Genomic DNA, 12540 nt, shown 5'->3' on the forward strand with positions numbered 1-12540 from the left:
AAGACCACGCTCTTGAACGCCTTGGCCGGGTCGATCCCGCCGCGGGAGCGGGTGATCAGCTGCGAGGAGGTCTTCGAGCTGCAGATCGACCACCGGGACACGATCGGCCTGCAGTGCCGCCAGCCCAACCTCGAGGGGGTCGGCGAGATCACCTTGAGACGGCTCGTCAAGGAGGCCCTGCGGATGCGGCCCAGCCGGATCATCGTCGGGGAGGTGCGCGAGGCCGAGAGCCTCGACATGCTCATCGCCCTGAATGCCGGCGTGCCAGGCATGTCGACGGTGCACGCGAACAGCGCTCGAGAGGCCCTGACCAAGATCTGCACCCTGCCGCTGCTCGCCGGGGAGAACGTGACCGCCGCCTTCGTCGTGCCCACGGTCGCCACCGCGATCGACCTCGTGGTGCACCTGGAGGTCGACGGGAACGGGCGTCGCCGCACGAGGGAGATCGTCGCGGTCCCGGGGCGGGTCGAGTCCGGTGTCGTGGAGACCTCCGACGTGTTCCGCACGGTCGGCGGCCGCCTGGTCCGGGGCCCGGGGTTCCCGCCGCACCCCGAGCGCTACGCGAGCGTCGGCGTCGACGTGGCCGCCCTCCTGCTGGACGGCGACTGACATGGGCGTGGTGGCCGGGCTCCTGCTCGGGGCAGGCCTCTGCCTGCTGCTGTGGGCCGCCACGTCCGAGCCTGCGCCGCCGCGCCGGTCCCGGTGGCGCCCGGCGCTCGCGGACCTCCTGGCCCAGGCGGGAGCGCCCGGGGTGACACCCTCGGGACTCCTGGCCCTGTGCGCCTCGACGGGGCTGGCCGTCGGCCTGCTCGTGACCGCCCTGACCGGCACGCCGGCGATCGCCGCCTGCTTCGGGGCGATGGCCGGGTGGGCCCCGCTCGCCCTGGTGCGGTCGAGGGCCCGGGCCCGGCGCGCTGCGCTCCGGGGCCTGTGGCCGGATGTCGTGGACCATCTCGCCTCGGGCATCCGCGCGGGGCTGTCCCTCCCGGAGGCGCTCGCCCAGGTCGGCGAACGCGGGCCTGTCGAGCTGCGCCCGGCCTTCCTCGCCTTCGCGGAGGACCACCGGGTCACCGGTCGCTTCGAGGAGAGCCTGGACGCACTCAAGGCGCGGTTGGCGGACCCGGTGGCCGATCGCATCGTCGAGGCGCTTCGGCTGACGCGAGACGTGGGCGGTAGCGACCTCGGGCGTCTGCTGCGGACCCTCGCCGGGTTCCTGCGCACCGATCTGCGCACCCGGGGAGAGCTCGAGGCCCGGCAGAGCTGGACGGTCAACGCCGCCCGCCTGGCGGTCGCGGCGCCGTGGGTCGTCCTGGCCCTGCTCGCCACCCGCCCGGAGGCCACGGCCGCCTTCGGCACGGGGGCCGGAGCCGTCGTGCTGGCCGCCGGTGCCGGGAGCTCGGTCGTGGCCTACCGCCTGATGATCCACATCGGACGCCTCCCCGACGAGCCACGGGTCCTGCGGTGAGCGCGCCGACGATCGCCGTGGCGGCTCTCACCGCTGCCGCACCGGGCTCGATCGGCGTCCCGCTGGGTCCGGGAGCCGGCGCGGCAGTCGGCGCACTGTGCGGCCTCGGTCTCACCCTGGTCGCCGTGCACCTCGCGGCCCGCCGTCCCCGGCTCGGCGACCGCGTCGCGCCGTACCTGCGCGCTCCCGTCGCTGAGAGCGGCGCGGGACCCGACGTCGGCCACCGCACTCCGTTCACCACGGTCGAGCGGCTGCTCACGCCCGTCATGGCCGATGCCGTGCGCTGGGTGGAGCGGCTCGGCTCGCCGACCGCCCAGCTGCAACGCCGCCTCGTCCGGGCCGGCGGAGAGGTCTCGGTCGAGCGCTTCCGGGTGGAGCAGGTCGTCGCCGCCGTCCTGGGGACCGCCTGCGGCCTGGCTCTCGCCCTGCTGCTGCTCGCCGGGCGCGGTCTGCCGCTGCCGCTCGCGCTCCTGCTCGTCGTCACGGGGGCGCTGGCCGGGCTCGTCCTGCGGGACCAGGCACTGACCAGACGGATCCAGACGCGCGAGCGCGAGATCCTGCTGGAGCTGCCGAGCCTCGCCGAGCTGCTCGCCCTCGGCGTCGGCGCCGGCGAGGGCGTGCGAGCCTCCTTGGACCGGGTCTCCACCCTGAGCACGGGTCCGCTGAGCGAGGAGTTCCGCGGCCTCGTCGCCGCGACCCACGCGGGGCTGCCGCTGGCCGAGGCGCTGGAGAGGCTGGCCGACAGGACGGGCGTGGCAGAGCTCACTCGTTTCGCCGAGGCGATCGCCGTGGCCGTCGAGCGCGGGACGCCGCTCGCCGAGGTCCTGCGGGCCCAGGCCCAGGACGTCCGCGAGGCGGGGCGTCGGGCATTGATGGAGGCGGGCGGACGCAAGGAGGTGGCGATGATGGTCCCGGTGGTCTTCCTGATCCTCCCGGTGACCGTCGTGTTCGCCGTCTTCCCCGGACTCTGGGCCCTGAGGCTCGACCTGTGACCGCCGCCGAGCACGGCACCGACCACGCCCCGGCGGGCGGCCGACGCCCGCCGCACCGAGGAAGAAGGAGAAGCCCATGCGCGAGATCGACCTGACCGAGGAGCGGGGCGATGTCCCGGGCTGGGTCCTGGTGACCCTGATGACTGCCGGCCTCGTGCTGGCGATCTGGGCCGTCGCGGGACCGGCGCTGACGGGTCTCTTCGAGTCCGCGATCGCACGTGTCTCCGGGTTCGGCGGCTGAGGTCCGCCGCGACGCGGGATCGGCCGTCGTCGACTTCGTGCTCGTCGGCGCGCTGACGACGCTCCTCGCCGCAGCCGTCCTGCAGCTCATGCTCGCGCTGCACGTACGCAACACGCTCGTCGACTGCGCAGCAGAGGGCGCGCGGTACGCGGCCCTTGCCGACCGCGACCCCGCCAACGGAGCTGCCCGCACCCGCGAGCTCATCGAGGCCTCGCTCGCTCCGGGGTACGCCCGCGACGTCCAGGCCGGCCGGACGGTGATCGACGGGCTCGCTGTGGTCGAGGTGCAGGTCGTCGCTCCGCTGCCGCTGCTGGGCCTGCTCGGACCGACCTCGCTCACCGTCACGGGGCACGCCCTGGACGAAGCCCCGTGAGCACCGCCCGTCGGGGTGCCCCGCGCGCTCGGCGCCGGCCCACCGTCGTGGCCGTCAGGCGCGCACTCGTCGGCTCCGGGGACGGGAGGGCGCCGCAGGGCGACGAGGGCAGCGCCGTCGTGGAGTTCCTCGCCGTCACGCTGATCCTGCTCGTCCCTCTCGTCTACCTGGTGCTCACCCTCGGTCGGCTGCAGGCCGCCGCCTTCGCCGTGGACGGCGCCGCGAGGGAGGCGGTCCGCGCCGTCACCTCCGCCGCAGGAGCGTCCTCGGACGCCGCACCCTCGGACCGCGCCCCCGCCGGGGCACGGGCGGTGGCCGCGGTGGGGATCGCGCTGGGCGACCAAGGGATCCGGACCGACCCGGCCGGGGTACTCGAGCTGAGCTGCGGGACGGACTGCAGCACGCCGGGGAGCACGGTGACCGCGACGATCCGTCTGGCCGTGGACCTGCCGCTGGTCCCGGGATTCCTTCGGGACGCCGTCCCGCTCAGCGTGCCCGTGAGCGCCTCGGCCTCCGGCACTCTCGCACGCTTCGCCGAGGGCCGGCCGTGACCGCCGGGGAGGCGCCCAGGCGCGACGACCACGGTCAGGTCATGCTGCTGACCCTCGGCTTCGTCGTCCTCGCCGTGCTGCTGTTGACCGCCGTCGTCTCGGCGAGCGCCGTGCACCTTGACCGCAAGCGGCTCCTCGCCCTGGCCGACCTCACGGCACTGGCCTGCGCCGACGCGCTCGACGAGGAGGCCTACTACGCAGCCGACCGTCAGCCGGCTCCCGAAGGCGGGACCGGCGTGCTGCTGACCGAGTCCAGCGTGCGGCAGGCAGCGACCGAGCACCTGGCCACGGCAGCACCGGCGACGGGGCTCGAGGACGTGCGCCTGGTGTCCACGAGCCTGGACGGGCAGACGGTGTCGGTCACCCTGCACGCCGTGACCCGGCCCGTCCTGATCAGCGCCGTCACCGCCCCGTGGTCGGACGGGATCGACCTCACGGTGACGGCCTCCGCGACCACACGCTGACCGCCGGGCCGACGAACGCCCGCGAGCCCAGCGGACCGGTGCCCTCCTGCGCGTCCGGGGCGCCACCGAGCAGCGGGCAGCGACGGACCCGTCCGGCCGGGACCCGCACCCGAGTACCCTTCCGTGGTGGCCGCAACCGACTTCCCCTCCGAGATCGCCGCCCTACGGACGACCCTCGGCACCATCAGCGCCGTCGTCGACCCCGATGCCCTCCGGGCCCGGATCGCCGAGCTGTCCGAGCAGGCCTCCGCACCGGACCTGTGGGACGACGCGGACGCGGCGCAGAAGGTCACCTCGGCCCTCTCCCACGCCCAGAGCGAGGTCGAGCGCCTGTCCGGCTTCGAGCGACGCCTCGACGACCTGGAGACCCTCGTCGAGATGGCCGAGGAGGAGGACGACGCCGAGACGCTCGCCGACGCCGAGGCCGAGCTCGTCACGCTCCGCAAGGACCTCGGCGCCCTCGAGGTGCGCACCCTGCTCTCCGGGGAGTACGACTCGCGCGAGGCCGTCGTCACGATCCGCGCCGGCGCCGGTGGCGTGGACGCCGCCGACTTCGCCGAGATGCTGCTGCGGATGTACCTGCGCTGGGCCGAACGCCACGGCTACCCCACCGCCGTCCTGGACACCTCCTACGCGGAGGAGGCCGGACTGAAGTCGGCGACCTTCGAGGTCAAGGTGCCCTACGCCTTCGGGAACCTGTCCGTGGAGGCCGGGACGCACCGCCTGGTGCGGATCTCCCCCTTCGACAACCAGGGCCGACGCCAGACCTCCTTCGCCGCGGTCGAGGTGGTCCCGCTCATCGAGCAGACCGACCACATCGACATCCCCGAGAACGAGATCAAGGTCGACGTGTTCCGCTCGTCAGGCCCGGGTGGTCAGTCGGTCAACACGACCGACTCCGCGGTGCGCCTGACCCACATCCCCACCGGCACCGTCGTGTCGATGCAGAACGAGAAGTCGCAGATCCAGAACCGCGCCGCGGCCCTGCGCGTCCTCCAGTCCCGGCTGCTCGTCCTCCGCCAGGCCGAGGAGAAGGCCACCCAGAAGGAGCTCGCCGGCGACATCAAGGCGAGCTGGGGCGACCAGATGCGCTCCTACGTGCTCCAGCCGTACCAGATGGTCAAGGACCTGCGCACCGAGTTCGAGGTCGGCAACCCGGCCAGCGTCTTCGACGGGGACATCGACGGCTTCATCGAGGCCGGGATCCGTTGGCGTCGCGGGACGGACTCCTGAGCTCCAGGGCTCCGCGCCCCTGCAGCACCCGCTCGAGGGCTCCGCGCCCCGGCAGCGCCCGACGAGCCGCCCACGGGCGGCGAGCACGGCCCGATACGTCCCGCTGCGTCCCCTTCGCACCCCGTCCACAGGCGCCGGGCGGCGTGTTGCGGCGCGTGGCTCCCGACGGCGTGCTTAGTGTGGGCCAGCAGTCCCCTGCCACCGGTGCTCGGCGTGCCCGTGCACCGCAGGCAGGAGCACAGGTCGCCGATCCCCCCGGAGCACAGTGATTCGCCTCGAGAACGTCACCAAGGTCTACGCGCGCGGGGCAAGGCCTGCCCTGGACGCCGCCGACCTCGAGATCGAGCGGGGCGAGTTCGTCTTCCTCGTCGGGGCGTCGGGCTCGGGCAAGTCGACGATGCTGCGTCTGGTGCTCCGCGAGGAGCGCCCCACGGCGGGCCGCGTCTTCGTCGCGGGCAAGGACCTGTCGACCCTGTCGAGCTGGAAGGTCCCGCACCTGCGCCGCCAGATGGGCGCCGTCTTCCAGGACTTCCGGCTGCTGCCCAACAAGACCGTCTTCGAGAACGTCGCCTTCGCGCTCCAGGTCATCGGCAAGCCGCGGCACCACATCATGACGACGGTCCCCGACACCCTCGAGCTCGTCGGCCTCGGCGGCAAGGAGAAGCGCCGCCCGCACGAGCTCTCCGGTGGCGAGCAGCAGCGCGTGGCGATCGCCCGCGCCTTCGTCAACCGGCCGTCGATCCTGCTCGCCGACGAGCCGACCGGGAACCTCGACCCGACCACCAGCGTGGGCATCATGCGGCTCCTCGACCGCATCAACCGCACCGGGACGACGGTGGTCATGGCCACCCACGACGACGAGATCGTCGACCAGATGCGCAAGCGCGTGATCGAGCTGGACTCGGGCCAGGTGGTCAGGGACCAGTCCCGCGGCGTGTACGGCTCGGATCGCTGAGGGGCCCGGAATGAGACTCCAGTTCATCCTGTCCGAGATCGGCGTCGGCCTGCGGCGCAACCTGTCCATGGCGGTCTCGGTCGTCCTGGTGACGTTCATCTCGCTGACCTTCGTCGGCTCGGCCGCGCTGCTGCAGCTGCAGATCAACCAGATGAAGGACGAGTGGTACGACAAGGTCGAGGTCTCGATCTTCCTGTGCCCCCAGACCTCCGACACCGCGACCTGTGCCAGCGGTGAGGCGAGCCAGGAGCAGATCGACACCATCGACTCCGAGCTGAACGGCGATGCGCTCGCGCCCTACGTCGAGGAGGTCTTCTTCGAGACGAAGGACCAGGCCTTCGCGTCGTTCCAGGAGCGCTACTCGGGAGAGTGGTGGGCCCAGGGCGTCACGGCCGACCAGATGCAGGCCTCGTTCCGTGTCGCGCTGGTGGACCCGCAGCAGTACGAGGTCATCCACGACTACTTCACCGGCAGGCAGGGCGTGGAGGAGGTCCGCGACCAGCGTCAGGTGATCGAGCCGATCATCCTCGTGCTCAACCGCGCGACCCTGCTCTCCGTCGGCCTCGCCGCCGTCATGCTGCTGGCCGCCGTGCTGCTCATCACCACGACGATCCGGCTGTCGGCCTTGAGCCGCCGCCGTGAGACGGGGATCATGCGTCTGGTGGGGGCATCGAACCTGTTCATCCAGCTACCGTTCATGCTCGAGGGCGCGATCGCCGCGACGATCGGCGCTGCGATGGCGGTCGGCGGTCTGTGGTTCGGCGTGCGGTACCTCGTCCAGGACTGGCTGGCCACCTCGGTGACCTGGGTTCCGTACATCGGCACGGATGCCGTGTGGATGATCGCCCCGGCGCTCGTCGCCGTCGCGATCGTCCTCGCGGCGATCTCCTCCCTGGTCTCCCTCAGCCGATACACGAAGGTGTGAGCCCGATGAGACGCAAGGCGCGCGCCACCCTGGCGGCCTTCCTCGCCCTCGTGGTCCTGTCGATCGGCGCGGCCCTGCCGAGCGCGGCGGACACCTACGACGACGAGCGCGCGCAGACCGAGGCGGCGCAGAAGGCTGTCGACGAGGCGCTCGCTGCCCTGCAGGGCGACCTGGAGGACACCGACGAGGCCCTCATCCAGGCCTACGCCGAGCTCAAGGGCATCGAGGCCCAGGTCCCCGTCGCCCAGGAGCAGCTCGCCGCGGCAGAGACCCTCCTGGCCACCGTCGAGCGGGAGGCGGCGCTCATCGCGCAGCGCCTCGAGGCCGCTCAGTCCGAGTCCGAGCGCCTGGGCACTCAGATCGAGACCGGGAACACCCGCGCGAGCGAGCTGCGCGCGGCCATCGGGCAGATGGCGAGGGACGCCTACAAGGGCGACCTGGCGACGTCGTCGTTCACCGCCGTGCTCGACTCGACCTCCACCGAGGACTACATCGAGCAGACGGCACTGGCGGCAACCGCACTGCGCACCCAGACCCAGGCCCTGCACGAGGTCGAGCAGATCGTCGCGACGAACCGCAACCTCGCCGCCCGCCAGGAGGCCGTCGCCGAGCGGGTCGCCGTGCTCAAGGCCGAGGCCGACGCGAAGGTGATCGAGGCCGAGGAGGCCCGCGTCGCCGCGGCGGAGCGCAAGGCCCAGGTCGAGTCGCTGCTGGCGGAGCAGGAGGCCAAGACCGCGAGCCTCGAGTCGCTCAAGGCCGATCAGGTGGCCAAGGCCCAGGAGCTCGCGGACCAGCAGGCCGCGCTCGAGGCCGACCTGAAGGAGATCGTCCGCAAGCAGGAGGAGGCCCGCAAGGCCGCCGGTCAGTCGCCCATCGGCTCGACCGCCTCGCAGCCCTTCATCAACCCGACCTCCATCAACCCGATCTACAAGACCTCGGACTACGGCATGAGGTTCCACCCGGTCCTGCTCTACTGGCGCATGCACGCCGGGACGGACCTGCGCACCTACTGCGGGACCGAGATCTACGCCGCCGCCTCGGGAACGGTGCAGTGGGCGAAGTTCCGCTCGGGGTACGGCAACCAGGTGATGATCAACAACGGGTACTGGAACGGCAGCTCGTTGATGTCCAGCTACAACCACATGTCGAGCTTCACGGTGTCCTCCGGGCAGCAGGTCTCCCAGGGGACCTTGATCGGCTACTCCGGGAACACCGGGACCTCCGCCGCCTGCCACCTGCACTTCGAGGTGTACGTCAACGGGGCCACCGTCGACCCGTGGCCGCTCATCGCGAAGTGACCTGGCGGTAATCCCGGTGAGCGCGGGTCCGCCGATCGCCTAGCCTGGACCCATGGCCAAGGAGACGGGACGCAAGCTCGTCGCGTCGAACAAGAAGGCGCGGCACGACTACCACATCGACGACACCTTCGAGGCGGGCATCGTGCTCACCGGCACGGAGGTCAAGGCGCTGCGCGCAGGCCGCGCCTCCCTGATCGACGGGTTCGCGAGCGTCGACCGCGGTGAGGCATGGCTCGAGGGTGTGCACATCCCCGAGTACACCGAGGGCACGTGGACCAACCACGCCCCGCGCCGCAAGCGCAAGCTCCTGCTGCACAAGCACGAGATCGAGGAGCTGGCGATGGAGAGCCAGGCCAAGGGGCGCACGATCATCCCCTTGTCGCTGTACTTCGTCGACGGCCGGGCCAAGGTCGAGATCGCGCTGGCTCGAGGCAAGAAGGAGTACGACAAGCGTCAGACCCTGCGGGAGAAGCAGGAGAACCGCGAGGCACAGGCGGCGATGAGCCTCCGGCGCCAGAGGTGAGCGCTGCGACGACGGCGCCCGGCACCCTGTCCGCCGAGCGCTCCGCCCGGCCCTTCCTGCGGTCCCTCGGCGCGGCGGCTGTCGTCCTGCTCGGCCTGCTCGCCTCGTCGGCACCCGCGTCGGCATCCACCGACGAGGAGTCGGTCCTGAGGTACGCGCAGACCATCACCCTCGACGGCGACGGTCAGGCCCTGGTCGAGCTCGAGCTCACCCAGGACTTCGGCGACCTCGGACGGCACGGCCCCGAGCTCTACCTCGTGGACCGCATCGGCTACGACGACGCGCAGGACCGCGAGTACCTCATCGGAGGCGTGACCGCGTCGAGCAGCGACGCGCCGGCTCAGGTCCACCTCGAGGACCTCGGTTCCCGGCTGCGCATCCGGATCGGTGACCCGGACACCGAGATCAGCGGGGTGCACACCTACCGGATCACCTACCGGGTCGACGGCTGGGTCAACCCCGCGGGGTTCGCCTTCCCGAGCGGGACCCTCGCGCAGGACGAGCTCTACCTCAACGTGATCGACGAGGGCTGGAGTCTTCCGCTGCAGGACATCTCGGTGACCGTCGTCGGTCCCGCGGACGCCACGGCCGTCGAGTGCTTCGCCGGCCCGACGGGCTCGACCACCCCCTGCGACGGGGTACCGGCCCCCGGGCCCTCGGTGACGGTGACCCAGTCCGCCCTTGACCCCGGCGACCCGCTCACCCTGGCCGTCGGGTTCCCCGCCGGGACCTTCGACACCGCTCCCCTGCTCGTCGAGCGCGCGGTCGAGCGCAGCCCGTTCGCCCTGACGCCCCTGACCGGGGGTCTTGCGGCGCTCGTCGCCGGCGTCGGCTCGTTCCTCGTGCTGCGCAGGGCTCGTCGGGTCGGTCGGGACGAGGTCTACCTGGGCCTGACTCCGGGGCTCAGCCCCGTGCCCGGCGCGGACGGCACCACCACGGCGCGGGGCTCGCGCTCCAGGCACCCGGTCGCCGTCCGGTTCACCCCTCCCGAGGGCCTGCGCCCGGGTCAGCTCGGCACCCTGGTCGACGAGAAGGCCGACACGCACGACGTCACCTCGACGATCGTCGACCTCGCCGTCCGAGGATTCGTCCTCATCGAACGCCTCAGCGACCCGGAGGAGGACTGGCGGCTGATCTGGACCGGGAAGGAGCCGGTCCGACTGCTGCCCTACGAGGACGTCCTGGTGACCCAGATCTTCCGCGGTCAGCAGTCGACGACCCTCTCCGAGCTGCGCACCACGTTCGCCTCCGACCTCAAGCGCGTCCAGGGCCTGCTCTACGAGGACGTGACCGACCGCGGCTGGTTCCGCAGCAACCCGCAGACGGCACGCGGACGCTGGGCCGGCGGCGGGGTCGGTCTCGTCGTGCTCGGCGGGCTGCTGACCGCCGCCCTCGCGCAGTTCTCGTCGTTCGCCCTGGTGGGGCTCGGGCTCGTCGTGGTGGGCGTCGTCACCCTGGCCACCGCCGGGCTGGCCCCGGCACGAACCGCCGCGGGGTCTGCCGTGCTCGCCCAGACCGAGGGCTTCCGCCTGTACCTGGCCACGGCCGAGGCCGAGCAGCTGCGCTTCGAGGAGGGCGAGGACCTCTTCAGCCGGTACCTGCCCTTCGCCATCGCCTTCGGCCTGACCGAGCGGTGGGCGCGGGTGTTCGCCGAGCTCGCCGCGCGGGGCGAGGACCTCCCCACCCCGAGCTGGTACCTGGGTTCCTGGGGTCACGCGGGCTTCTGGGCCTCGGCCGGAACCCTCGACCGCGATCTCGCCGGCTTCACGTCCGCTGCCGACTCCGCCGTCTCGGCACCGACCCCGGGTTCCTCGGGCTCCTCAGGGCTGGGCGGCGGCGGGTTCTCCGGTGGCGGCGGCGGGGGCGGGGGCGGCGGCTCCTGGTGACCTGCGAGGCCCGGGGTCGGCCACGCCGCCGGTGCCGTGTCCCTCGGTCGGGACCTCCGGCCCACGGGAATCCCGGCGACGTCCCGCGCGTTGTCGACTACGCTGGACCTGCTGGGTGGAACCGTTCGCGGTCGCTCCCAGTGGTGACAACTGCATAGGGGGTGATCGGTTTCGACGATGGTCGTCGTTCCAGGAGAAGCGGGTCGAGGATGCAGGGTTATCTCGTCAACGCTCCCTGCAAACCAATAGGTGCCGATTCCAAGCGCACCGACTTCGCACTCGCCGCCTGAGCGAGTCTCGAAGTCCGTCAGCCTGAGGTAGCTCTCGCCTCAGTCCCTGGCGTCATCTAGAGAGCCACTGCTTGCAGTCCATGTCACGGGGGCTGCAGGGACTCTTACGTGACTGGGCCCGTCAGCGGCATGTCCGCGTGAACGCTGGGGCCGAGAAAATCTACTAGCGGACTGCACCCGGAGAAGTCCTGGTTCACTGCCGTCGGACGCGGGTTCGATTCCCGCCACCTCCACGATGCGATCGGCCGCAAGGCCGGTCGCGCCCCTGAAGGCCGTCATCCCTCTCGCCAGGGATGGCGGCCCTTCTCGTGCGCGCGGTGCGCGGCGCGATGGAGGCCGCCGACGGCCAGCGTGCCGGGCGAGCTGGTTCCACGGAGGCGTAGCCCTACACACCCGGTCCGCCGCCGGCACCTGGCGCGTGGCCACCGAGCGGTTCCAGGGCTTGGTGGCGCATGCTTGAGCCATGAGCGCCGTAGGCCGGAGCGCTCGGCACGACTGCAGGCCGAAAACGGCGGGAGGGTCCCGCCGACGCCGGCGTTTGCGTCCGATGCAGAGGAGTTGTCACCGTGACCGACCCCGCACAGCGTGCCGCGTCGTCGTTCCCGGACCCCGACGTGGCCCTGACGCAGATCCTGGTCGTGAGCGACGTCGTCCGCTCTCGGGACTTCTGGACAGAGGTGCTGGGTGCCGAGCTGTACCGCGAGTACGGCGGAACCAGCGTGGTGCTCCGTTTCGCCGGGGCGTGGCTGCTGCTCGTCACCGGTGGTGACCCGACCGAGGACAAGCCGAGCGTCACACTCGCGCCGCCTGCCGATCCAGACCGGGTGAGCGCTGCGATCACGCTCCGGGTGGGCGATTGCCGGGGTGCCTACGACGTGCTGGTCGGGCGAGGCGCCCAGTTCCTCACCCCGCCTCACGACTGGGGCGGCGAGGTCCGCTGCTTCCTGCGCGATCCTGACGGGCATCTGATCGAGCTGTCCGAGGCTCGCGCTGAGGCGGAGAGCGGGTCCACGCGATGAGGATCCAGCTCCTGTACTTCGACGGCTGCCCCAGCTGGCAGGTGGCCGACGCGCGCCTGCGCGAGGCGCTGACCGCCCTGGGCCGATCCACCCCGGTGAAACGCGTCCTGGTGACCACCGCGGACGAGGCCGAGTCCTGGAGGTTCCACGGATCGCCGTCCATCTTGGTGGACGGGGTGGACCCCTTCGCCGAGCCGGACGCGCCGGTGGGCCTGTCCTGTCGGCTCTATCGCAGCCCTGCCGGTGTCGACGGCTCCCCCACCGTCGAGCAGCTGATCGAGGTGCTCGCCCGCGACTGACCGACCCCGCGCCGCCCCTGAGGGCC

15 protein-coding genes and 1 other RNA gene are annotated in these 12540 nt (G+C 72.0%); all 16 read left to right on the plus strand.

Annotation, left to right across the window (positions count from 1 at the left end; translation table 11 throughout):
• The coding region (locus ABWK99_RS07525; protein ID WP_372594084.1) for a CpaF family protein at positions 1 to 609 on the plus strand (609 nt) is incomplete at its 5' end.
• Between the two features lies 1 nt (position 610).
• Positions 611 to 1465: a type II secretion system F family protein gene (locus ABWK99_RS07530; protein WP_372594085.1), complete on the plus strand. Its 855-nt coding sequence runs from the start codon at positions 611 to 613 to the stop codon at positions 1463 to 1465.
• The gene (locus tag ABWK99_RS07535) at positions 1462 to 2457 is read left to right on the plus strand and encodes a type II secretion system F family protein (RefSeq protein ID WP_372594086.1); all 996 of its coding nucleotides are present in this window, start codon (positions 1462 to 1464) and stop codon (positions 2455 to 2457) included. Before ABWK99_RS07530 ends, ABWK99_RS07535 begins: the two co-directional genes overlap by 4 nt.
• Positions 2458 to 2533: 76 nt before the next feature.
• Positions 2534 to 2698, plus strand: a complete 165-nt coding sequence (locus ABWK99_RS07540; RefSeq protein WP_372594087.1) for a hypothetical protein — start codon at positions 2534 to 2536, stop codon at positions 2696 to 2698.
• Positions 2676 to 3071 (plus strand): TadE family protein, encoded by a 396-nt coding sequence (locus tag ABWK99_RS07545; RefSeq protein WP_372594088.1) that lies wholly within the window; start codon positions 2676 to 2678, stop codon positions 3069 to 3071. Before ABWK99_RS07540 ends, ABWK99_RS07545 begins: the two co-directional genes overlap by 23 nt.
• Positions 3068 to 3622 (plus strand): pilus assembly protein, encoded by a 555-nt coding sequence (locus tag ABWK99_RS07550; RefSeq protein WP_372594089.1) that lies wholly within the window; start codon positions 3068 to 3070, stop codon positions 3620 to 3622. The genes ABWK99_RS07545 and ABWK99_RS07550 overlap by 4 nt, the downstream gene beginning before the upstream one ends.
• Before the next feature lie 41 nt (positions 3623 to 3663).
• Positions 3664 to 4086, plus strand: coding sequence for a hypothetical protein (locus tag ABWK99_RS07555; RefSeq protein WP_372594090.1), 423 nt, complete (start codon positions 3664 to 3666; stop codon positions 4084 to 4086).
• Positions 4087 to 4212: 126 nt separating this feature from the next.
• On the plus strand, positions 4213 to 5319 hold the full coding sequence (gene prfB, locus ABWK99_RS07560; RefSeq protein ID WP_372594091.1) for a peptide chain release factor 2: 1107 nt from the start codon (positions 4213 to 4215) through the stop codon (positions 5317 to 5319).
• 265 nt (positions 5320 to 5584) lie between these two features.
• On the plus strand, positions 5585 to 6274 hold the full coding sequence (gene ftsE, locus ABWK99_RS07565; RefSeq protein ID WP_372594092.1) for a cell division ATP-binding protein FtsE: 690 nt from the start codon (positions 5585 to 5587) through the stop codon (positions 6272 to 6274).
• 10 nt (positions 6275 to 6284) lie between these two features.
• Entirely contained in the window at positions 6285 to 7199 is a 915-nt protein-coding gene (ftsX, locus tag ABWK99_RS07570; protein ID WP_372594093.1) for a permease-like cell division protein FtsX, read from the plus strand.
• 5 nt (positions 7200 to 7204) lie between these two features.
• The gene (locus tag ABWK99_RS07575; protein WP_372594094.1) at positions 7205 to 8497 is read left to right on the plus strand and encodes a peptidoglycan DD-metalloendopeptidase family protein; all 1293 of its coding nucleotides are present in this window, start codon (positions 7205 to 7207) and stop codon (positions 8495 to 8497) included.
• 52 nt (positions 8498 to 8549) lie between these two features.
• On the plus strand, positions 8550 to 9020 hold the full coding sequence (smpB, locus tag ABWK99_RS07580; RefSeq protein WP_372594095.1) for an SsrA-binding protein SmpB: 471 nt from the start codon (positions 8550 to 8552) through the stop codon (positions 9018 to 9020).
• Complete coding sequence (locus ABWK99_RS07585; protein WP_372594096.1) at positions 9017 to 10906, plus strand: DUF2207 domain-containing protein; 1890 nt, start codon at positions 9017 to 9019, stop codon at positions 10904 to 10906. Before smpB ends, ABWK99_RS07585 begins: the two co-directional genes overlap by 4 nt.
• Positions 10907 to 11063: 157 nt before the next feature.
• Positions 11064 to 11432: a transfer-messenger RNA gene (gene ssrA, locus ABWK99_RS07590) on the plus strand.
• 330 nt (positions 11433 to 11762) lie between these two features.
• Positions 11763 to 12215 carry a VOC family protein gene (locus tag ABWK99_RS07595; protein ID WP_372594097.1) on the plus strand — a complete coding sequence of 151 codons (453 nt, stop codon included), beginning with the start codon at positions 11763 to 11765 and terminating at the stop codon, positions 12213 to 12215.
• On the plus strand, positions 12212 to 12514 hold the full coding sequence (locus ABWK99_RS07600) for a thioredoxin family protein (protein WP_372594098.1): 303 nt from the start codon (positions 12212 to 12214) through the stop codon (positions 12512 to 12514). The genes ABWK99_RS07595 and ABWK99_RS07600 overlap by 4 nt, the downstream gene beginning before the upstream one ends.
• The last annotated feature ends 26 nt before the right edge of the window (positions 12515 to 12540 follow it).

It is taken from the genome of Actinotalea sp., assembly GCF_041597215.1.
Lineage (GTDB): Bacteria > Actinomycetota > Actinomycetes > Actinomycetales > Cellulomonadaceae > Actinotalea.